This is a genomic window from Novacetimonas cocois (genome assembly GCF_003311635.1).
GTDB lineage: Bacteria > Pseudomonadota > Alphaproteobacteria > Acetobacterales > Acetobacteraceae > Novacetimonas > Novacetimonas cocois.
Genome location: NZ_QEXL01000003.1, coordinates 122145 through 144733, shown reverse-complemented (window position 1 = coordinate 144733; position 22589 = coordinate 122145). Strand labels below are relative to the sequence as shown.

General features: G+C 60.5%; 12 protein-coding genes. 7 read left to right on the top strand and 5 right to left on the bottom strand.

All coding sequences use genetic code 11. The annotated features are described in order from the left end of the window. Nucleotides 1–20: 20 nt before the first annotated feature. Nucleotides 21–956, bottom strand: a complete 936-nt coding sequence (locus NJLHNGOC_RS03465; RefSeq protein ID WP_113595112.1) for a ketopantoate reductase family protein — start codon at nt 954–956, stop codon at nt 21–23. A gap of 336 nt (nt 957–1292) precedes the next feature. On the opposite strand from NJLHNGOC_RS03465, the gene NJLHNGOC_RS03460 reads away from it, so the two are divergent. Next, a complete protein-coding gene (locus tag NJLHNGOC_RS03460) occupies nt 1293–2063 on the top strand; it encodes an SDR family NAD(P)-dependent oxidoreductase (RefSeq protein ID WP_206059699.1) in 771 nt (256 codons plus the stop codon). A 208-nt stretch (nt 2064–2271) separates the two neighbouring features. Here the strand turns inward: NJLHNGOC_RS03460 and NJLHNGOC_RS03455 are convergent, their stop codons facing one another. Further along, the gene (locus NJLHNGOC_RS03455) at nt 2272–3345 is read right to left on the bottom strand and encodes an L-idonate 5-dehydrogenase (protein WP_206059698.1); all 1074 of its coding nucleotides are present in this window, start codon (nt 3343–3345) and stop codon (nt 2272–2274) included. 250 nt (nt 3346–3595) lie between these two features. After that, nucleotides 3596–5041 (bottom strand): helix-turn-helix transcriptional regulator, encoded by a 1446-nt coding sequence (locus tag NJLHNGOC_RS03450; RefSeq protein WP_113595173.1) that lies wholly within the window; start codon nt 5039–5041, stop codon nt 3596–3598. A 330-nt stretch (nt 5042–5371) separates the two neighbouring features. Here NJLHNGOC_RS03450 and NJLHNGOC_RS03445 point away from each other — a divergent pair, with 330 nt between their 5' ends. From NJLHNGOC_RS03445 to NJLHNGOC_RS03420, 6 genes are all read left to right on the top strand, one after another. Then, nucleotides 5372–6316: an AMP-binding protein gene (locus tag NJLHNGOC_RS03445; RefSeq protein WP_113595110.1), complete on the top strand. Its 945-nt coding sequence runs from the start codon at nt 5372–5374 to the stop codon at nt 6314–6316. 240 nt (nt 6317–6556) lie between these two features. Then, entirely contained in the window at nt 6557–7564 is a 1008-nt protein-coding gene (locus NJLHNGOC_RS03440; RefSeq protein ID WP_113595109.1) for a Gfo/Idh/MocA family protein, read from the top strand. A gap of 41 nt (nt 7565–7605) precedes the next feature. Then, nucleotides 7606–8955 carry an MFS transporter gene (locus NJLHNGOC_RS03435; protein ID WP_239021302.1) on the top strand — a complete coding sequence of 450 codons (1350 nt, stop codon included), beginning with the start codon at nt 7606–7608 and terminating at the stop codon, nt 8953–8955. 32 nt (nt 8956–8987) lie between these two features. After that, nucleotides 8988–9749, top strand: a complete 762-nt coding sequence (locus tag NJLHNGOC_RS03430) for a 2-keto-4-pentenoate hydratase (RefSeq protein WP_113595172.1) — start codon at nt 8988–8990, stop codon at nt 9747–9749. 17 nt (nt 9750–9766) lie between these two features. After that, entirely contained in the window at nt 9767–10696 is a 930-nt protein-coding gene (locus tag NJLHNGOC_RS03425; RefSeq protein ID WP_113595107.1) for a 2-hydroxyacid dehydrogenase, read from the top strand. 403 nt (nt 10697–11099) lie between these two features. After that, nucleotides 11100–12365 (top strand): carbohydrate porin, encoded by a 1266-nt coding sequence (locus NJLHNGOC_RS03420; RefSeq protein ID WP_239021301.1) that lies wholly within the window; start codon nt 11100–11102, stop codon nt 12363–12365. 245 nt (nt 12366–12610) lie between these two features. Here the strand turns inward: NJLHNGOC_RS03420 and NJLHNGOC_RS03415 are convergent, their stop codons facing one another. Together NJLHNGOC_RS03415 and NJLHNGOC_RS03410 are read right to left on the bottom strand one after the other, a co-directional pair. Then, on the bottom strand, nt 12611–13582 hold the full coding sequence (locus NJLHNGOC_RS03415) for an MIP/aquaporin family protein (RefSeq protein ID WP_239021300.1): 972 nt from the start codon (nt 13580–13582) through the stop codon (nt 12611–12613). Between the two features lie 388 nt (nt 13583–13970). Beyond that, entirely contained in the window at nt 13971–22565 is an 8595-nt protein-coding gene (locus tag NJLHNGOC_RS03410) for a GH36-type glycosyl hydrolase domain-containing protein (protein WP_113595169.1), read from the bottom strand. Between the last annotated feature and the right edge of the window lie 24 nt (nt 22566–22589).

Here is a 22589-nt window from a genome sequence, read left to right as displayed (position 1 = left end):
ATATGAGAACGGGCAGGGGTCTATGCGGTCCGGTCCTGCCTTTGCCGTTCATAGACACACAGGTTGAGGTCAACCAGATCCAGAACGGGGGTCGCGACCTGCGCGGCGCGGGCCCGTTTTACCAGATCGCCAATGATCTGCCCTGCCTCCACAGGGGCGCCCTGCATCAGGTCACGATACATGGAAGAGGTAAGGGTGGAGTCCGGCTTCGTCAGCATTCGCACGATACCCTGGACGTTGTCTTCGGGTAGTGGATATCCGGCCGCCGTCGCGATCGATGTGCATTCACCGATGACCATGCGCGCGAAATCAGGGCCGGAAGGCTGGCTTGCGATCTCCCCCACCGTTCCGCGCATCAGGCAGCATATGGCGCCGAGTGACGCCAGCAGAACCCATTTGTTCCACATATCCTGCAGGATATCGGATGAAAGCACCGTGTCGAACCCGGGGGCGGAAAGGGTTTGCACGATCGCATGATCCTGCGGCGTGTCCGCACCGGCCAGTTCCCCGAAGGAAAGCCGTGGTCGTGGTCCCGTCTGGATAATCCGTCCCTGCTGGTCCAGCTTGCTGACGATGAAACATGTGCCCCCCATGACAGCGGCAGGGCCGAACCGTTCTGAAAGCACATCAAGATGCCGCATGCCGTTCAGCAGGGGGATGATGCGGGTGTCGGGACCGACAGCCGGGGCGAAATCAGTCATCGCGGCATCAAGGGAATAGGCCTTTACGCTGAGAAGGACGATATCGTACGGACCGTCAATTTCGCTCGCCATCACCATTTGTGGCCTGACGGTTTCGTCTCCCATGGTACTGATCAGGCAAAGCCCTTCGGCATGGATCTGCTGCCTGCGTCCCGGGCGCACCAGAAAGGTGACGTCATGCCCCGCCGCAACCAGCCGGGCGCCAAAATACCCGCCAACAGCCCCCGCGCCGACAATAAGGATTCTGGATCCCATCAAGCTACTCCCTGTTCTCATGCTGTGTAGTGAAAATCCGGCAATGCCTGTGCATGATGCCTGACATTTACGGATTTTTCAGATGAAATGAAGCTGATGAGCGGGAAAAGGGAAATACCGGACGGGGAGAACGCCAATCCGTCTTGCGCATCGTGCGCTGCGGCAGTTCTTCAGGGGATCAAACACCGGGCGCCACGTTCGTCAGGACCTGCAGTTTCTGAAATTTTTCGTCCGCAAACGTTCAGGACATGGCACGCCGCGCGCGGATACGTGTGCGGGCACGGGTTCGTGTCCGTGCTATGGTCGATGATACAAATAACAAAGGCGGAAATTGCCATGCACGACACTACCCTTTTCTCCCTTTCCGGAAGACGGGCGCTTGTGACCGGGGCCTCCCGTGGCATCGGCCTGACCCTGGCGCGCGGCCTTGGTCGGTATGGGGCGAAAATTGTGCTGAACGGTCGTCATCCCGAACCGCTGGAGGCCAGCCGCGCCATGCTGGCGGATGAGGGGCTGGATGTCGTGACCGCGCCCTTTGACGTGACTGATCAGGACGCCGTCATTGCGGGGGTCGAAAAAATAGAACGCGAACATGGCCCGATTGATATTCTGATCAACAATGCTGGCATCCAGCGACGCGCGCCACTGGATCAGTTCAGCCGGGCGGACTGGGATGCGCTGATCGCCACCAATCTCAATGCGGTTTTCTTCGTGGGGCAGGCCGTGGCGCGGCACATGCTGCCGCGCGGGCGGGGCAAGATCGTCAATATCTGTTCGGTGCAGAGCGAACTGGCCCGTCCCGGTATCGCGCCTTATACCGCGACCAAGGGGGCGGTCAGAAACCTGACCAGGGGCATGGCAACGGACTGGGCCCGTCATGGCCTGCAGATCAACGGTCTGGCCCCCGGTTATTTCAAGACGGAAATGAATGAAAAGCTGGTGGCGGATCAGGCCTTTACCCAATGGCTGTGTCAGCGCATCCCTGCGGGGCGCTGGGGAAATATGGAGGAACTTGTGGGGGCAGCGGTCTTCCTGTCCTCCGACGCGTCAAGTTTTGTGAACGGCCATGTGCTTATGGTTGATGGCGGCATGACCGTCTCCGTGTGAATACAGGCTGGATATTCCACCTGTTTTTTGCCGGACGCGTAAAAATGGGCAGCTTTCTTTTTACGGGCTGCCCAAAAGCCCCCTTGAAATGTTCCGTAATCATGAAGAAGTTTTTGGTGAAGCTTTTTGCAAAAAGCTTCAGGGGAAAGCCGATTTTTTGAAAAATGTGCCCCCAAAAACTTTTGCCATTTCTATCAATGGACTGTTTTCAGGCAGTTTCCTGATCGCGCAGGGATAGCAGGACCTTGGTCGCCTGCCTGCGATCAGGCGCAACGGCAAAGGCTGTGGCGAAATCGCGCAGGGGAAACTGCTGCGTGACCAGAATATCGGCGATTTCGGGACGTTCGGCCAGCAAGGCAAGGGCCGCGTCAAATTCCATGTCGAAACGGAAGGTTCCCCTGAAATCGAGTTCACGACTGATGATCTGTGCAATCGGCACCGCCACATCCCCCGGCGGGAACATGCCAACCTGCACCAGAATGCCACCGCGTCGCGTACGGGCTATGGCCGTTGGCAGGGCGGCTGGCACGCCGGTGGCTTCGAACACGATATCGAATTCTTCCTCCACCGCGACATGGCGGGTGTTGTGCCACGCATCCGCGCCAAGCCTGCCCGCGCGTTGCAGGGGAAAATCCTCCAGATCGGTTGCCACGATCCGTCCTGCCCCGTGATGCGCCAGTCCTGCGACCAATAACAGCCCGATTGGCCCCGCCCCCTGTACCATCACGTCACGCCCCCGCACATCGCCCGCGCGCGCAATGGCATGCAGGGCCACGGACAAGGGCTCGGCAAGGCAGGCCCGGCGCAGATCAAGTCCAGGGGGAAGATGGTGCAGTTGCGTCGCCCTGACGATCATCGCACGGCGAAAGCCGCCGTCGGTATGGGGATCGCGCGCGGCACTTCCCAGAAACTGCATGTTGCGGCACAGGTTCCGCTGTCCCCGCGCACATTCGGGACAGTAACCGCAGGGCCGCGCCGGATGGATGGCGACGGCCTCGCCCACGGCAAAGCCTTTCACATCGCGCCCCATCGCGCCAATGGTGCCTGAAACTTCGTGCCCCAGAACCATGGGGGCGTGCAATACGGACGCGCCGACGCCCCCGTGTGCGAAATAATGCAGGTCGGAGCCGCATATGCCGCCCCAGGCCATGTCCACCCGCACTTCATCGGGTCCGGGAGAGGGCAGGGAGGCCGGGTCCAGCCTCAGGTCATGCGGGGCATGGATGACCAGTGCCTTGCTCAGGGAAAAGGTGGCCTCTTCATACCCTACATTATTATCCACACTATCCACGTTCTGGGCGCTCCCCGCCTGTTACAGGGCTTTCGCCGCGTGCAACCGCCACAGGGCATGGGTTACAGGACGGGAAAGCCATTTCCATGGTTCTTTCTGGGTCAGCGCGGCGACCTCGGGCAAGGAATGGCGAAACGGGCATCGCCATGATCTCCACCGCTCGGCCGCCGCCGCTTCCTAACGAAGCGTCAGGCAATCAGGTTTCCCGTCAGGTGGCATCTTCCCCGTCAAGGCCAGCCCCTTACTGCGCCGTGCGATAGGGGGCGATGCCGCGTCCTTCGTTATTGATATCGACACGATGGCCGACCATGGGCAACGCGCGATGGTGGCAGTTTTCGCGCGTGCAGGCGCGGCAGCCCGGCCCGATGGGAATGATCATACGCGGATCTTTAAGGTCGAGGCCCGCGGAATAGACAAGGTGTTCGGCATCCGCGATGGAACAGCCCAGAACGACCGCAGTCAGGCGCGGGCGATCAAGGTAGGAGATGCTGCTGCGTCCGACGGTGCGCGCGATGTTGAGATAGACGGCGCCATCGGTCGTCTGTGACATCTGGACCTGCACCTGCAGGGGCGTGCTGAACGCACGGAAAATATTCCACAGCGGGCAAGGGCCACCGAAACGGGACTGGGTAAAGCGGTTTGCGCTGAAACTTTTGAGGATGTTGCCAGCTATGTCCGTTTTGAGAAAGTAGAAGGGAATCCCCTCGCTGCCCGGCCGCTGCATGGTGCTGAGCCTGTGGCAGGCCTGCTCGAAACTGACGCCGAAATGGCGTTGCAGCCGTTCCAGGTCATGGCGCACTTCGTGGGCGGTTATACGAAACCGCTCATAAGGCAGCAGCAGCGCCCCGGCGAAATAGTTGGTCAGATAGACACGCGCCAGTCCCCGGGCCTCGCTCTCACGCAGGCGGGAGCGGCGGATGGTGCGCGCGAACACGTCCTGATGTTCAATCTGCCCCAGTGCCTGCGCCATCCAGAACGTACTGCTTTCCGAAGGCACGATGCGCGACAGGAACAGGGTGCGCTGCCGCCGGTCCATCCGCCACATCAGGCCCTTGTGGTTCAGGCTGAGGTCAACCTCGGTGCGGATGCCATGATGGTCCAGCAGGTAGCGGGCAAGCTGCTCCGCCGGGCTGCCGTCATCCAGTCGCATCTGTTCGAACTGATGTTCAGCCGTGCGATCGACCTCGTCAAAATAATTGCGCTGGGCCTGCACCCAGTCACTGACGGCCTCGTACGGCTCCACCCGGTCGGGCGTGCCCGACGCGCCGGCGCGTGGCGGGGGACTGCTGCCGACCAGCGGCGTGGCGGTATGCTCCTGCTGCAGCAGGTAGGCACGGTAAAGCCGGATGAACTGCGCGCACAGATCGGGCGCGACGCGCATGGCGGCCTGAATGCTGTCCAGCCTGACGGCCTGCATGTCAAAGACGGGATCGGCCATTATCTCGCGCAGGGTCTGTATGCCGCGTGTTTCCTCGGTATCGCTGAAATAATCCGCGCCCACGCAAAAGATGTCACACAGCGCATTGAGCAGCGGCAGCGGCAGCGGCCTGACGTCATGTTCGATCTGGTTGAGGTAGCTGGCAGATATGCCAAGCCTTGCGGCAAGGGCGCTCTGCGTCATGCCCGTGCGGTTGCGCTGATGACGGATACGCGATCCGGTAAAGGTTTTGGTGGCGGGTTTTTTCATCTTCGCAATCTTTGCAATTCGCACCGTGGCGTTCGCACCTTTAAACGGCAAAACGTCTTCCGCCCGCAACCGCGATTTGTCACAGTCCGGGACAAGAAAAAGAAACAGGGACAGTACCGATGAAATGCCATGACCGGGCAAAAGCCCCGATGGACGACATGTTTTTGTGGAATTCCGCAATGCGTCCGATGGCATTCCCGACTTGATGCCGGGCGGCACCACGCCCGGCATCACTTTCATCCGTACAAGTCACGCACACCCTCTCCTTTAATTGACTGCTGCGCCGCGCATCGCGGGTGCCGGGGCGGTTGAACGACGGGAAGCAGGTCCATGATCGGCAAAACTTATGATAACGTCTCCATCCTGCCTGTCGCCCATGCGCGGCAGCGTTTTGGGCAACCGGTGGATTACGCGGGCATGTCGCGCATCCACCCGCTGACGCAATATGATCCTCCGGTGCTGAATATCTCCGCCCTGTGCGTTGACCGTCATCTTGGCGATCATGCGGACAGGGCCGCGATATCCTGGCATGGGACGGATGCACGGCCGGACAGGCGGACAATCTCCTACAGGACGTTGCATGAAGAGGTCTGCCGTCTGGCGAATGCCCTGACGGATCAGGGCGTGGAACGCGGCGACAGGGTTGCGATCCATCTGCCGCTGATGGTCGAAAGTATGGTTGCAGTCCTCGCCTGTATCCGTATCGGCGCGGTGCATGTCGTGTTGGGCGGGGATCTGGATGCGCCCACCCTGGCCGAACGGCTGGCGGAATGCGGGGCGGTTGCCGTCCTGACAGACCATGATACTGACGGTATCATAGGGGATATTACGGGCCACACATCGCCGAAAGCCATGCTGGACCGGGCGCTGGCCATCATCGGTTCACGCTGTCGGGTGCAACTGGTCCTGGTTGTCGGAACCAGTGGAACGGACGCGCCGATGAAGCCGGGGCGCGATCATTATTATGATGCCATGGTGGACTGGTACGAACCCGATTTCACGCCGGTGGTCATGTCGCCGGACGATCCGCTGTTCTTGCTCTATCCCCCCGGTAGGTCTGGCAGGAAGCGCGGCGTGACCTATACGGCTGGCAGGTACAGCCGGCTGACCACCTATGCGATGGAAATGCTTGCGCCAAAAGGCAATGTGGAGATTCCCGGCAGCCTGCTCGACATGGCATGGAACGCGGGACAGACCTCGCTTCTGGTCAGCATGCTGGCAAAAGGCGGCACCATTATGCCCCCCGCAGGCAGCGCCCGGCCTGCAGGTGGCTGAACAGGGGACATATGGATCCGCGCGCCTGACTTTCACAATTTTGTTTTCAGCCTGAAAAAACCGGCCCGGCAGGGTGACGTTTGAAGTAAGTCGTCGCCCGTTACCGAACACAGGGCAATAATTAATAAATAAAAATTCAACATTCAGCTGCTTCCCACAACTGACAACAAAAGACACGTCCCCCACGGGGGAAGCGTGCCCATATAATGGAGAGGGCCTGAAATTGTCCCTGTTTATCCAATGAATACCCCAATCGGTTGGGCTTTGATTGGCGCGAGTAACGTGGCACGGCAATGGATTATCGACGCCATTCGCGCGCAACCTGACAGCACGATCCTGAACGTGCTGAGTTCAAGCGAAGAACGCGGCGCCGGATTTGCGGCTGAAAACGACATTCCCGCCCATACGACGGATATCGACACGATCCTGACGGACAGGAAGGTGGATGCCGTCTATATCAGCACCGCCAACCAGTTTCACTGCAGCCAGACACTGGCGGCCGCGGCGGCAGGGAAAAATGTCCTGTGTGAAAAGCCGATCGCCCTTGATGTGGCTGATGCCCGAAAAATGATTGTCGCCTGTCGGGAGGCGGAGGTGGTGCTGGGGATCAACCATCACCTGCGCTGCAATGCCATGCACCAGAAACTGCGGCAGCTTCTGCAGAAAGGGACAATCGGCAGGCTCAATGCCGTGCGGGTGTTCCATGCCAATTTCCTGCCCGAAGCCCTGCATGGCTGGCGCGTCAACGATCCCGACGGGGGCGGGCTGATCCTCGACAGCACGATCCATGACATCGACACGCTGCGTTTCCTGATCGGAAGCAACCCGACGCATGTCATGGCCATGACACAGAGCGGTCGCCTTGCCCACGATGGCGTGGAGGACGGCATCATGGTCGTCATGCGTTTTCCCGGCGATGTGCTGGTGCAGATCCATGGCTCCTATACCGTCCCATTCTCCGAAGGGGGGGTGGAATTCTATGGGAGCGGGGGCGTCCTGATCGGTCGTGACTGCATGAGCCAGCGGCCTGCGGGCCGGCTGTTCATGCGCAACGCCGATGGGGAACGGGAAATACCGTTTCAGCATCACAATCTTTATCACTATGCGCTTTCTGCATTCAGCAGTGCGGTGTGGGGCACGGGGCACCCTGCCGCGACCGGCGAAGATGGCCTTGCCGCCCTGGCCATCGCGCTGGCCATTCGTGAATCGGCCCGTACGGGTCGTCAGATCGAAGTGGAAATCCCATGACACAAGCAGCATTCGGGGCCATCGGCGCAGATGGCCGGATAATGTCTCCCCCGGTCCGCTTTACCCTGACGGTAAGCGAACTGCGTCGCGCGGCATGGACATGCTCGTTGGGAAGTGCGCTGGAATATTATGATTTCGCGCTCTACAGCTTGGCCTCGGCACTGGTTTTCGGGCCACTTTTCTTCCCGTCGACCACGCCGGTCACCAGCCTTATCGCCAGCTTCGCGACCTATTTTGTCGGATTTGCCGTGCGTCCCATCGGCGGAATCATCTTCGGCCGGCTTGGGGATCATATCGGCCGTAAAAAGGTCCTGCTGATGACGGTCACCCTGATGGGGCTTGCCAGCACGGCCATCGGGCTGATTCCCACCTATCAGACAATAGGGATATGGGCGCCCGTCCTGCTGATTACGGCCAGAATGCTTCAGGGACTTGGGGCAGGGGCGGAACAGGCGGGCGCTGCCGTGATGATGACGGAATACGCCCCCCTTGGTCAGCGCGGCTTTTATGCATCGCTGCCGTTCCTGGGTATCCAGATCGGCACGATCATCGCGGCACTGGTCTATTGCAGCCTGCTGTTCGGGGTGACGGACATCACGCATTCATGGATATGGCGGCTGCCGTTCCTGGTGAGCGCCGTCATCCTGGTGGTCGCGCTTTACATGCGCCTGAAACTCAAGGAATCCCCCACTTTCGAGACCATCCAGCGCAAGGTGGCGGAAGAGCGTGAGTCGCTGGTCTCCCTCCTGCGGAGTTCGTGGCGCACGATCCTGGCGGGAATTGGCGTCAGGATGGCTGAAAATGGCGGTTCGTCCATCTATCAGGTGCTGGCCATCAGCTATCTTGTCAATACGATGGGCCTGTCCGGACTGTGGGGGACCACATCGCTGATCACGGCTGCCGTCATCGGTGGCTTTACCGTTCCCGCCGCAGGCATGCTGAGCGACAGGTTCGGGCGGATAAGGACATACCGCACCTTTGCCATCCTGCAGGCCGTGACGGCGCTGCCGGTATGGTATGCCTTCAGCACCGGGCGTCCCCTGCCGGCCGTGATCGCCCTGTCTGTGGCGTTGGGGGTGACCACGTGGGGCATGTTCGGAACGCAGGCCGCGATGCTGCCGGAAATGTTTGGCGCCCGGCACCGCTACATGGCCGTGTCGATGTCGCGTGAGGTTTCGGCCGTTATCGCCGGTGGCCTGACCCCGCTGGTCGGTTCGTGCATCATCAGGTGGGTTGCGACCTTTTCCCCGAACGCGGCGCATCCGGGCCAGATGTCATGGCTGCCCATTTCGGTCTATGTCATGTTTCTTGCCGGCATTACCATCGGCACGACTTTTATTATTCCAGAATGTCGCGACCGTGATCTCGTTGAACAGCACGACATTCTATAGTTCATTTTTATTTCATTATGGAAAATATGTACATGCACACCGTTATGTCGTCTGATGTCGCGCACCTGCTGCAGTCCGTGCGCAATGGAACGGCCACACCACCCGCCTGCGTCCCTGACAGCCTGATCCCGCGCTCCATCGAGGAAGCCTATGCCATACAGGATGAGGTGGGGCGTCATCTCGGGCCGGTTGCGGGATGGAAAGTCGGATCGGAAACCCCTGATTCAGAACCATTCTGCGCGCCCATCCATGCTGCCACCCTGTTCAACGACGGCGCCGTCATCCCGGCCGACCTTTGCCGCCATCGGGGCGTGGAAGCCGAAATCGTCTATCGGTTTGACCGCGCCTTGCCGCCGCGCGCCGGGGAATGGACCCGTGACGAGGTACTTGACGCCATCGGCACGATCCATCCAGCCATCGAGATTCTGGATACCCGTTTTGAAAAACCCGGTTCGCAGCACAAGCTTCTTCACACTGCGGACCAGCAGAGCCACGGTGCCCTGATCGTGGGGCAGGGGGTGACGCAATGGCGCAAATTCACGCCGGTGACGCAACGGGTGGTTTTGGCCATCAATAACCGGACCGTGGCCGACCATGCCGGTGGCAATTCCGCAGGCGATCCCCTGCGGCTGCTGGTGTGGCTGGCCAATCATGCCTCGCGTCGGAAAATCGGCATCTCCGCCGGCAGCGTTGTCACGACTGGTTCAACGACCGGAACCATTTTTGTCGGGCATGATACCGAAATCGAGGCCGACTTTCCCGGTATTGGCAGCGTGCATGCCCATCTTTCCTGAACTGGAAACCTGAAATTATGAAACCAGAAATTCTGCTGATTGAACCGATGATGCCCGAGATCGAAAGACAGCTTGACGCGGCCTATACCGTGCATCGCTTTACTTCGATTACGCAACTGAAGGACATCGCGGGCAACATACGCGGCATTGCGACGGGCGGTGCCACCGGCGTGCCACAGGCCGTCATGGACAGCCTGCCCGCCCTTGAAATCATTGCCATAAACGGAATTGGCACGGATGCCGTAAACCTGACGCAGGCCAAAGAACGCAATATCCGCGTCACCACCACACCGGGTGTCCTGACCGATGACGTCGCGGATATGGCAATCGGGCTGATCCTGTCGCTGTTGCGGGGCCTGCCCGCAGGGGATCGGTACGTGCGTGACGGGGAATGGGGCCAAAAATCCGTCCCGCCGCTGGGACGCAAGGTGACGGGCAGGAAGCTGGGGATTATCGGCATGGGGCAGGTCGGCCGGGCGATCGCCCATCGTGCCCAGGCTTTTGCAATGCCTGTTTCCTATACTGATTTGCGGGATTTCGGCCTGAAGGATCATACGTTTGTGCCGGACCTGAAAACCCTGGCGCAAGAGAGCGAGGTTCTGGTGGTTGCTGCATCGGGTGGCGCGGGTTCGCGACACCTTGTCAACCGCGAAGTCATGGAAGCGGTAGGGCCAGAAGGCTTTCTGGTCAATGTTGCCCGTGGTTCGGTCGTGGATGAACAGGCCCTGGCGCAGGTGCTGGAGGCAGGAAAGCTGGGTGGCGCGGCGCTTGATGTTTTCGAACATGAACCCGAAGTGCCTGCGGCACTGCGCCATTCGGCCCGCACGGTATTGCAGCCCCATCGTGCCAGCGCAACGGTGGAAACACGACTGGCAATGGGCCAACTGGTTGTAAAGAACCTCGCCGCCCATTTTGCGGACCAGCCCCTGCCGACCGCCGTGATCTGAGCAGACGTACTGCGTGCAGGATACGCCCGGCGCGGGCGTATTCACCATATGTTGTCACAGGCAGTCGCACCGAAAGCGACTGCCTCATTCCCGACATCACCCTAAATTCCAAAATAATTTTTCAGTATTGGAAGATTTATTTTCAATACCATAAATGGATTCAACCGGATCAGAATGGATGCGTACGCTCCTTACAGTGGTTATGGCATTCTATCGTCAAAAACTGGTTTCCAGAACAGCAGTCCGGATCATTGCCGTCGCAGGCATGATGGTATGTGGTCAGGCGACGGCGCAGACTTTTCAGGACAATTCAAACAGCGATACCAAGCTGCGCGTGGCGACGCCTCTTATGGCTCATCCGTCGAATTCGCCTGTCGTTCCGGCATTTTCACGACCGGAAGCAATGTTTTCAGATCCATTCGGCATGACGTCATGGCTGCGCGCACGCGGCATTGCCCTGACAATGGATAATACCAATGAATACACGGATGCCGTTTCCGCCCCGACACCCGGTCATCCGAATTACAGGCAGGGATCAAGTAATGCAGGACAGGTCAATACCGCCCTGCATATCAACTGGGAAAAAATCATCGGGCTGAAAGGATTTGCCACCCATGCGCTGTTTACCAGCAGATATGGCACGACCGCCAACCGGATGATGGGTGACTGGCTGGCGCATTCATCGGAAATATACGGGGGCGGTGGAAATGTCGTCGTCCATCTGGTGACGGCGTATGGAGAAGAAAATCTGCTGGGCGGTCGCGTCAGCATTGCCGGTGGCCGGTTGACGGAAATGAGCGAGTTCAGCGCCAGTTCGCTTTTCTGCAACTTCCAGAACAACAGTTTCTGCGGACGGCCCAAGGCAGCCATCGATAATCAGTACATTACGTCCTATCCGGCGGGGGAGTGGGGTTTTCGCGTTCGTGGGCGTCCGTCCCGCTATATCTACATACAGGCGGGCGTCTATTTCGCCGAACGCGGGATTTACGCCAACAGTCAGCATCGGACGGGATTTCATTTCAATTCATCCAATATCGTGGGGCAGCTTGCTCCGGTTGAATTCGGATGGGAACCCCTGTTTGGCCGTCAGCATAAATTGCCAGGACATTACAAGATTGGCGCACAGCTGATTTCCGCCCCCAATCCGGACAATTACTATGATGATGCAGGGCAGCCTTATGCCATTTCAGGAAAAACCGCCCGCAACCACCAGCAGACATGGAGCACATGGTTTGAAATTGACCAGAAACTCCTCCATCATTCCTATTCCAACGCCGAAGGGGGCCTGACCACGATGGCGGGCGTGATCTATAACGATCCGCGCACATCGCTGCGTAATTACGAAACATATGTGGCATTCGTTGATCGCGGCTTTCTCAGAAGCAGGCCCTATGATTCCCTGGGCGTCGTCATGACCTATGTAAAAATTGCTCCGGGTGTTTCGGCTACGGATATGCTGGACCTCAACATGGTGCCGGAAAAAACGGCGCCAAACCATGCGACAGGGGTGCAGGGCCACGCGACCATCTTTGAAACGGACTATCAGATCCATGTCATGCGCGGCGTGGTGCTGGCGCCGGACTTCCAGATCTATTTCCATCCAAATGCACAAAGAAACCTCAAGAACGTGGAGTTCATAGGTTTCAAGTCACAGATACAGATTTTGTGACCAATTCCGGAAAGGCCAGACGCCTCGGAACAGAGGGAGCGCCCGCATCTGCACATGACGTGCTTCACGCTGACAGCCCGCAGCGCAGGCCGTGGCATGTTGCTTCCGGTCAAGGGGACAGACAATGCCATGCCTGTCCCGTTCATTCATCCGTGGGGGTAAATCTGCGCGGAAGGACGCGGACGAACTGGCAACCTCGCGAAGCTATGGCGCCCCCCTGAACGGCGTCATGTCACGGGTCTGCTTCACGTATCCTGCTGAGCGGCGTTCTTTTGCGCCTTCAGCTTCGCCAGTTCCTCCAGATGCGCGCGATAGGCATCGTAATGCTCCGGCGCGGCATGCTTGAAATGCGGATCATCCAGATGCGGCACACGGCCATGATGGCCGAAATTCACCAGCCGCGCCTCCAGAAGGTGGATCTTGCCAAAAAGATCGAACTGGATCGCCAGAACCGCCAGCGACGAACCGGCGAAAGGTCCGATCAGGTAGATCCACAGGTTGGTCCATTCCCCTGCGAACAGGGCGGGGGCAAGGCTGCGGGCAAAATTGACGCTGTTGCCTGACAGCCATGCGGTAATCGGATTCATGACCAGAAAGAAGATCCCGCCAATCCACGGCGTCACGGCCTTGTATCGGGGATGGGCCGCAAGCCAGTAGAGGGTTATGATCAACAGTCCGGTCACCAGTGCCTCGGACCCCAGCGCATACCAGACTGAAATCTTGGTATAGGGAATGGTCGCGCCATAGTGCACTTCGGCCGACAGGTTACGCCATGAGGCAAAAACCATGCCCATGCCATACACGGCGGCGGTCCCGAACAGGGCGCCGATAACCTGCGCGATGGCATATCCCAGGGCGTCGATCCAGACAATTTTCTTCGACAGCATGAAGGCAAGCGTGACGGAGGGATTAAGGTGCGCCCCGCTGATCTTGCCAAACGGCGTCATCGCCGCTGCGGTGCCGGCCATGCCGAAACACAGGCCACACAGCGCCGTCTGGATATTGGGATAGGGGGCAAGCATGCGGCCAAGGAACGTGTCGGGCGCAGTCAGCAGTATGACACATACAAGCCCCACGATCATGAGGACGGCCGTCGCAAGGGCCTCGCACCAGTAAAGCCGCCAGTGAAACGGGCGTTCGGGATGCGGTTCCCCCGACAGGGGGCGGTCATGGAAGTGAATATGGAAATGCGGCCAGTGAATATGCGGCAATCGCACATGAGGAAGATGGAAATGAGGTAAATGCATATGAGGCATATGAAAATGCCGATGCCCGCCATGCTTTTCCGTATCGTCCTGATGTTCTGACATCGCTCTTCTCATGTATTCGTTATGTCATAAAAATATGAATATATCTTATTTTACATTTTGTTTTTTGCATTCTGGTTATAGATTTAGATCATCAGGATATATTTTCAACGTCAATACATCGTGAATATATGACATTCAAATATGAATTATTTCTTATTTATGTGTATGTTTTATTTTAATATGGACGATTAATATTGTAAAAACCTGAATACAGATTCATTCCGGATAAACATCTTCCAAGAATTATACATATACAGATTATTATTTTTCAAAATATGTCCGTATTGTCCTGTATTTATCCAAGCATGACAGATACGGCATGCGTCCGGCCATCATCCGACATCATCACGCGATCGGTACCGCCCAGGATCTTTCCATCCACATCCAGTTCACGGATTCCCCGGCTGACATGATCGGGATTATGGACCCTGATCACATAGCGCGCCGTGCGCCAGAGGATCGTGACGTCGTACCCTTCCCACGATGTCGGGATGCATGGGTCGATCACCAGTTCCTCGCCCTCGATCCGTATCCCCAGCAGGGTTTCGCATCCCACGCGCTGCATCCATCCGGCCGATCCCGTGTACCACGACCATCCTCCCCGGCGTTCATGCGGGGGGCGGGAATAGATATCCGCCGCCACGACATAGGGTTCCAGACGATAAATCTCCGCTTCGTGCAGCGACAGGGCGTGTGTGATGGGCAGGAGGTCATGGAACAGGGCATGCGCGCGGCTGCCATCCCCCAGCCGGGCCACGGCCATGACGGTCCACAGGGCGGCATGCGTGTACTGGCCGCCATTTTCGCGGATGCCCGGCGGATACCCCCGAATATAACCCGGATCAGGACCGGTAACGTCAAAGGGTGGGGCAAGAACAAGGACAAGGCCCGGCGGCTTTCCCGTCAGACGCTGCAGCACGGACTGCATGGCGTGCGTGGCGCGTTGCGGCGCCGCCACGTTGGACAGGACGGCCCATGACTGTGAAATGGCGTCGATCTGACATTCCACATTCGCATGCGAACCCAGCGGCGTGCCATCATCGAAATAGGCACGCAGGTACCAGTCCCCATCCCACGTCTGTTCCAGCGCCTGGGCCAGCGCATCCGCATGGGCCTGCCATGCATCGGCACGCGCATTTTCGTGGCGGGCGCGTGCATGGGGGATGAACGTCATCAGCGTGGTGTGCAGGAACCACCCCAGCCAGACGCTTTCGCCGCGCCCCTTTTCCCCCACGCGGTTCATGCCGTCGTTCCAGTCACCCGTTCCCATCAGCGGAAGCCCGTGTTCCCCCACGCGCAGGCTATGCTCCAGCGCGCGGGCGCAATGTTCGAACAGGGACCCGACCTGCGTCGAGATTTCAGGCACGCTGAAACGGTCATGCTCGCTCTGCGGCAGAAGGGGGGCCTGAAGGAAGGCAAGCGGTTCATCCAGCACCGCCATATCCCCACTGACCCGCACATAATGGGCCACTGTATAGGCAAGCCATGCGCAGTCATCGGAAATATGGGTCCGCACCCCGGCCCCCGTCTGCGGCAGCCACCAGTGCTGGACATCGCCTTCGACGAACTGGCGCGACGCCGCACGCAACAGATGCTCCCGCACACGCGCGGAACATGCGGGGACAAGCGCCATGCCGTCCTGCAACTGGTCGCGAAAGCCGAACGCGCCGCTGGCCTGGTAAAATCCCGCCCGTGCGCGCACCCGGCTGCTGAGCGTCTGGTACAGCAGCCAGCCATTGAGCATGATGTCCATGGCGCGGTCGGGGGTCCGCACCTGGATCGAATGGGTCAGCCTTTCCCACTGCGTCGTGACCTCATGCAGGACGACATCAAGGCTGGTGGCGCGATAATGCGTGACAAGGCGACGGGCCGCGTCCTCGTCCTCCGCTTCGCCCAGCAGGACGACAATCTCCACCCGCCCGTCGGGCGGCAATGTCACGACCGTCTGGACGACCCCGCACGGGTCAATCCCCGCACCGGTCGGGCCATTGATCCCTGCGGGATCGCGCAATGCCGCCGGGGAGTCCAGCGTGCCATTGCGCCCGACAAAGGACGCGCGATCGCCCGATGACGCCGTGCTGTATCCGCCGATGTCCACAAAGGCGACACGGGGGGCGTATGTCACGTCCCACTGGTTGCGCGCGAACAGCGCCCCGGTCTGCGGGTCGATCCGGGTCGTGATGAACGGTGCCGTATTTCCCCGTGCGCGTCCCATCACCCATTCTACATAGGCGGTGATGGACAGGGTCCGCGCGCGCGTGGAAAGGTTATGCAGCTGTATGCGTGAAATCTTGATTGGATCGGTCACGGGCACGTACTGCAGCAGCAAACTGGCAATCCCGTGCGCCACCCGTTCATGGCGGGTATAGCCCCAGCCATGCCGCGCGACATAGGTGGCCCCCGCGTCCCGGCGGGTGGCGGCAGTCGGACACCACAGTTCGTGCGTAGCCTGATCGTGGAAATAGATATGTTCCCCGCAATAATCGCTGACCGGATCGTTCGACCATGGCGTGATCTGATGCTCCCGGCTGTTCTGCGACCAGGTATAGCCACGCCCCTCGGCCGAGACCTGAAAGCCGAAGACGTCGTTTGCGATCACGTTGATCCATGGCGCGGGCGGCATCCGTCCGGGCGCCAGAACCACGACATATTCACGCCCGTTCTCCGCAAAGCCACCAAATCCGTTGAAGAACTCCAGTTCGGGAATGACCGGCGCCCCCGGGGCACGCACGGGTGGCGGGTATGCGGGCACCATGGGCGCGGCACCACGGGGGGGCTGCCGTTCCGCCTGATCCAGCTGTTCCACAAGGGAATGCCGCGCCGAAAGCACCACCCGGGCCGTTGAGACCAGCATGTCGCGCAGGGCGGGGGAAATCAGGTCCGCCCGCAATGTGCGCACCGATCCCCCGCCTGCCGCCGCCCTGGTTGTCGAACGCACCAGGTCATCCAGCGATACCTGAAGATCCTGAAGATAGGAGGAGGGATGTTCGTTCAGGATGACAAGGTCAACCGCCAGCTGCTTCATCCGGAAATATTCGTGGGCCAGCAGCAGGCTGCGCACGATTTCCGTATTGGCATTATCCTTTATCCGCAGAAGGAGGATCGGCAGGTCACCCGAAATTCCCTGTTCCCACAGAACGGGCTGCGATCCTGCCCCCCTGATGATACTGGCGCCCGACGCACGCAGCGACGGCCCCGCGAACAGGATGTGCCCCGCCAGGCGCTGGAACAGGTCGGCCTCGGTGGGGGCGATATCCAGATGCCGCAGCTGTACCTGCGCCTGGGTCCATGCCAGGGTCCGCACGCGTTCGAACGCGGCCTGGTCCCTGTGGGTGTCGATCAGGTCCAGCAGGGCCTGCCGCGATGATGCGACCAGCATCCAGAACGTGATCCGCGCCATCGCGCCGGGCCTGACGACAACCGTGCCACGAATGGAAAATACCGGGTCCAGCACCGTGCCGGTCTGTCCCGACAGCGCCTGACGCGCCATGATCGCGGCGGGGGAGCGGACATCATGTCCACGCCCGATAAAACGCGTGCGGTCGGTTTCCACCTGAACGGGCGTGGCACATACCGCCAGATGCGCGGCCCAGATTTCGGGTTCATCAGGGGTGCGCCGCCGCCGGGTGGCAAGCAGGGCGCCGGATTCAGGCAAATACTCCGTCTGCACGAACAGCTTGGTGAACGCGGGATGCGCCATGTCCGCGTCCTGTGGCAGGAGGGCCAGTTCGGCATAGGACGTGATTTCGACCTCCACCGTGTCGCTGCCGCCGTTGAAAAGCGATACCTGACGTACTTCGGCATCATTCTCGGCAGAGACCATGACCTCCATCGTCGTGGTCAGCGCCCCGTCGCGCCGGGCGAATTCCGCGCGGTCCTCATGAAACACGACGGCGTAATCATCCGCCCGCGCGCCACAGGGCTGGTGCCCGGCGGACCAGACCTGTCCCGTATGGGTGTTGCGCAGGTAGATGTAGGATCCGAAATTATCCAGCGTCGGATCCTCCCGCCACCGGGTCACCGCCTGTCCCTGCCACCGGCTGTATCCCGACCCGGCGGCGGTCAGCATGACGGTATATCGTCCGTTCGACAGAAGGTGGGTCATGGGTTCGGGTGTGTCGGGGCTGCTGTAATACCGTCCGGCGGACGCCGTCTTTGGCCCGGTGGGGGTGGAGATCACCTCTTCCGAGGGAAGGGCGCGCGCGACCGCGCCGGTGCGGGGCGCGCGTTCCTGCAGCAGGAGTTCGGCCGCGGCAATGGCCGGGTCATCGTGGAAACGCGAACGCATGATGCCGTTCATCACCGTGTCGGCGGCGGCAAGGATGGACATCCCCTGATGATGGGCCATGTAGGCACGCACGATCGCCACGCGATGATGATCGGGAACGCGATCGGGGGTATAATCGAGGGATTCGTAAAACCCGTACCGCCCCTGCGCGCCGGTCCTGTCAAGCACGGAAAGGTTGGCCACCGCCTTTTGCGGGTCGATCATGGCGGCCAGCATGGTGGCATAGGGGGCGACGACCATATCCTGCCCCAGGCCGCGTTTTAGGCCCAGCCCCGGCACGCCGAAATTCGAATACTGATAGGTATATTCAAGATCGCGCACGTTATACGCGGATTCCGAAATTCCCCACGGAATGCCGCGTGCCTGTCCATAGGAAATCTGGCATCGCACGATCAGCTTGTTGGTCTGTTCCAGCAGGCTTCCTATGGGCGCGCGCATGACAAGCGAGGGCATGAGGTATTCGAACATCGACCCCGACCATGACACCAGCGCCGCACCATTGCCGACCGGCGTTATGGCGCGGCCCAGCCGGAACCAGTCATTGGCCGGCATGTCGCCCTTCGCAATGGCGAAAAAGACCGCCAGCCGCGCCTCGGACGCCAGAAGGTCGTAACAGTTGGCATCCTGCGCATCTTCGGCAACCACAAAACCGATGGAAAGCAGCTTTCGCGATTCATTGCACAGGAACCCGAATTCCATTTCCTGCGCCATGCGCACGGCCCGATGTTCCAGAACCTCCAGCCGCGCCGCCACTGATGGGCCGGCCACCTGCGTTCGGTCACGCAGGTGGCTTTCGATGCTCCGCAACGCGGCCTGCGCCCAGAAAAGCGGATCGGCCTGCGGTTTCACCCCGTCATCGGGCAATGTGTACCTTATGCCGGCAGCCTGTTTCACGATCGTCCGCGCGCGTTCCAGCAGAAGGGTAAGATCAGCGGCCAGCGCCTTCTGCGGCGCGGAAAGCACCGCGTTCTTGAGACCGGAAAGCGCCCGGACCAGATTTTTTTCAGACGAAGAAAGGGACAGGCGGACGCCATTGCGGAATGTCAGGTCGGTAATGGCGATGTTGAGCGCATCGGAAACCCCCTCGCGCCATGTGGGGGCGGGGGTATCGACATTCCTTTCGCGCCACAGGCGACAGGCGCTTGCCAGCGTTACAAGGTGTCCCGCCATGTTGCCGCTATCGACCGTGGAGACATAGACCGGCTCCAGCGGCGCAAGGTCCGATGTATCGTACCAGTTATAGAAATGCCCGCGATAGCGACGCATTTTTTCCAGTGTGGCGAACGTCGCCTCCAGCCTGTCGAGGGTATCGTTCATCCCGGCCCAGCCAAAGTCACGCGCGCTGACGCCGCACAGGAGGTACAGCCCGATATTGGTGGGCGATGTCCGCCGCGCGAGGACCGGATCGGGATCTTCCTGAAAATTGTCGGGGGGCAGCATGTTGTCCGCGGGCGTCACGAAGGTTTCGAAAAATCTCCAGGTACGCCGGGCAACCATGCGAAGGGAGCGAATGTCGGTGCGCGAGGGACGGGAGCGGGCATATATGACAGGCAGCCTGCTGGCCCACATCGCCACGGCGGGGGACGCGCCCCACAGGAATGTCAGCGGCCCCGCGATAAACAGGCTCCACGGCGCAAGATGCGCGATCACGTCAATGATCCCGAGGGAGAGGAGGGGGGCGGACAGCATCCGTCGATAGTACCCCGCCACCCCCGCGCGGCTGGCTGATATGACCTGTGCCGCGGGAATCCACTGCAGCAGGTAACGCCGCGTGATGAAAACCCGTACCAGCGTACGCACGATCGCATCGCCCATCAGGTAGGCCTGATGGGCCACGAATGTGATGTTGAGGCAGGTCACCACGGCGGCATCGGTCGCATCGGCAAGCAGGACGCTGCCATAGCTGCGCAGCGTTATCCATTCCCGTCGTGGAACGAAATCCGCCAGGACCGGCAGGAAAACCGGCAGCGCCATCATGGACAGAAGGAAGAACGTCCAGACGAATGCGTCATGCAGCGACAGAAGCCAGCAGACGACAAATGCCACCATAAGAAGGGGGGCGCATAACGTCCGGCGCAGGTTGTCCGCCATTTTCCAGCGCGAAATGCCCGACAGGCGGAGCCGTGGGTCGCTGGGACGGCGAATTCCTGAAAAGATCCACGGCAGCAGCTGCCAGTCCCCCCGCGTCCAGCGATGGAGCCTCTGTGCCGCGACCAGATAATCGGTCGGGGCCTCCTCGACCACCTCGATGTCGGAAACAAGGCCCGCGCGCGCGAAAATCCCCTCGAACAGGTCATGGCTCAGCATCGTGGAATCCGGCACGCGATGGGCCAGCGCGGCCTCGAACGCATCAATGTCGTAAATGCCCTTGCCGGCATAAGACCCTTCGCCGAACATGTCCTGATACAGGTCGGATACGGCGGCGGAATAGGCATCGATGCCGCTGGCGCTGGAAAATGCACGCTGGAAAAGGGTGTTCTTGTGACCGACCGGCAGGGCGGGCGTCACGCGTGGCTGCATGATCGCGTATCCCTCGTCCACCCGTCCCGTCATGTGATCGAAACGCGGGCGGTTCAGCGGATGCGCCATCTTTCCGACCAGCCGCCGCACCGTCTCCAGCGGCAGGCGCGTATCGGCATCAAGGGTGACGACATACCTGATATCGTTCGGCAGGACGCGGGCCGGGTCCGCAAGGAAGGTCGTGTCGGTCGACCCGCGCAGCAGGCGGTTGAGTTCATGCAGCTTGCCGCGCTTGCGTTCCCATCCCATCCATGCGCGCTCGCTCCCGCACCATACCCGCCGGCGGTGCAGCAGCACAAAGCGCTGTCCCCCTGCGGTCGGGCCATATTTCTGGTTCAGGCGCGCAATCCCCTCGGTCGCGAGGGTCAGCAGGATGTCGTCATCCGGCGCATGGGCGCTGTCATGATCCGTCCAGTCGCTGAGCAACGCGAAATGGACCGAATCATCGCGCGTGGCCAGATAATGCACCTCCAGCCGCGCGATCAGTTCGGCAACCGTCGCGCGCGTCGTCAGCAGGACGGGTATGACCACCATGGTGCGCAGGCCCACCGGAATACCCGCGCGCAGTTCCAGCCCCGGCAGGGACGTGACCCTGATCGCCTGCAGCGCCAGCCGGTTGATGCAGGCAACGGCCGCGTCGGTCGTGGGAATGAAGGCCAGGAATACCACCAGCAGCACGCCCGGCGGCACATCCGCGACGCGCGGCAGCGACAGCCACAGGGGCAGGGCAAGAAACGCAACCGTAAGCACGGTGACGGCCACGCTGTATCCCGTAATCCCCCACCCACAGAACGTCCGCACCATCCACATCGGCGCAGCCGGCCGGAATCCCAGCAGCCGTTCAAGCTCCGCACGTCCTGCCATCAACAGGTAATATCCCGGATCCCCCCGACGCGGGTCGTCCGCAGAGGTTCCCTGCGCCTGATGCGCAAGCGTGACAGAAGCGCGGGCAATCTCCATTTCCGTATGGGCACAGCCCTGCGAAAGCTCCTCTATCGCCTTGCGATACAGATCCCGGCTGGCGAAGTCCGCCTGTGTGAAGCTGTCATATTCGGCAAATACCCGATCGATCAGGCAGATCTGCTCGAACGCCTTGGTCCAGTCATAGCCGGCGATCAGCCGCAGGCTGGTGATGATGTTGCGGATCGTGGCATTGAACGCCCCCTGTTCCTGTAGGTCTTCGCGCACGGCGGCGTCAATCGTGCTGTCCCTGTCGGCAACCCTCTGTTCCAGCCAGACAAGGGCGGCATCCCTTTCGGGATCCAGCCCGCGCAGGCGATGGGCAAGCCGCGCGGTGAAGGCAGGCGTCAGGACCAGCGGATCGACAGAAGCCAGAAGGTCCGAAATCGAGGGGCGCCCGTTCCTGCGTGCCTCGGCCAGATGGTCCGCCAGCCTGTCGGCCTCATGCCTGCTGGCATTGTTTTTCATGATCGCCGCGACAACCCGGCGCAGGTTTTCAATCAGGACGATACGCACCGTGATGGGCACGGCCCACAGTTCGCCAATGGTCAGGACCTCCACCTCCTGATAGGCCAGAAGATAGCGCCGCAGGGTTTCCGGCTGAAGGTGGCTGTCGGTATGGGCGACAAAGGACCATGCCACGCCGAATATGCGCGGCAGCCCGACAAAGGGACCGTTCGAAAGCTTGGGCAGGCGTGCGTAATACCCCGCCGGAATATCAAGCGCGGTTTCGCGGATCTGCATGTCCACAAGGGCATAGTTATCCGCCAGCCATTGCGCCGCCGGCGTCAGGGGACGGCCCTGCGTGATCGCCCGGGCGATTTCCATGTCGGCCTCGCGCAGGAAGGCGCTGTTATCCGCCAGCCGACGCGATAATGGCTGCCGCGGCCAGCGATGTGGCCGCAATGGCGCGACCTTCTGCGCCACCGCTAGGCTGCGGGCATGATCCTCAAGCCGTTCGACGCCAAAAATCTCGCTTTTGAGGGGGAAGGCATCATCCTGCCATCCACGCGCCCCGCCATGGCGATCCCGGCGCAGGATACGCCGCAGCAGGTCCGCGCCGCCACGCCACGCCCCGGAAGCAGAGGACGGCTGTGGCGTCAGTGTGGGATTCACGTCCATGCCATGCTCCGCAGGCGGCATCGG

What these genes read in the sequence shown, in the direction of transcription:
- NJLHNGOC_RS03425 (WP_113595107.1), top strand. Translation starts at nt 9,767, where the DNA reads ATGAAACCAGAAATTCTGCTGATTGAACCGATGATGCCCGAGATCGAA.
- NJLHNGOC_RS03465 (WP_113595112.1), bottom strand. Translation starts at nt 956, where the DNA reads ATGGGATCCAGAATCCTTATTGTCGGCGCGGGGGCTGTTGGCGGGTAT.
- NJLHNGOC_RS03440 (WP_113595109.1), top strand. Translation starts at nt 6,557, where the DNA reads ATGAATACCCCAATCGGTTGGGCTTTGATTGGCGCGAGTAACGTGGCA.
- NJLHNGOC_RS03450 (WP_113595173.1), bottom strand. Translation starts at nt 5,041, where the DNA reads ATGAAAAAACCCGCCACCAAAACCTTTACCGGATCGCGTATCCGTCAT.
- NJLHNGOC_RS03420 (WP_239021301.1), top strand. Translation starts at nt 11,100, where the DNA reads ATGTTTTCAGATCCATTCGGCATGACGTCATGGCTGCGCGCACGCGGC.
- NJLHNGOC_RS03445 (WP_113595110.1), top strand. Translation starts at nt 5,372, where the DNA reads ATGATCGGCAAAACTTATGATAACGTCTCCATCCTGCCTGTCGCCCAT.
- NJLHNGOC_RS03430 (WP_113595172.1), top strand. Translation starts at nt 8,988, where the DNA reads ATGCACACCGTTATGTCGTCTGATGTCGCGCACCTGCTGCAGTCCGTG.
- NJLHNGOC_RS03410 (WP_113595169.1), bottom strand. Translation starts at nt 22,565, where the DNA reads ATGGACGTGAATCCCACACTGACGCCACAGCCGTCCTCTGCTTCCGGG.
- NJLHNGOC_RS03460 (WP_206059699.1), top strand. Translation starts at nt 1,293, where the DNA reads ATGCACGACACTACCCTTTTCTCCCTTTCCGGAAGACGGGCGCTTGTG.
- NJLHNGOC_RS03435 (WP_239021302.1), top strand. Translation starts at nt 7,606, where the DNA reads ATGTCTCCCCCGGTCCGCTTTACCCTGACGGTAAGCGAACTGCGTCGC.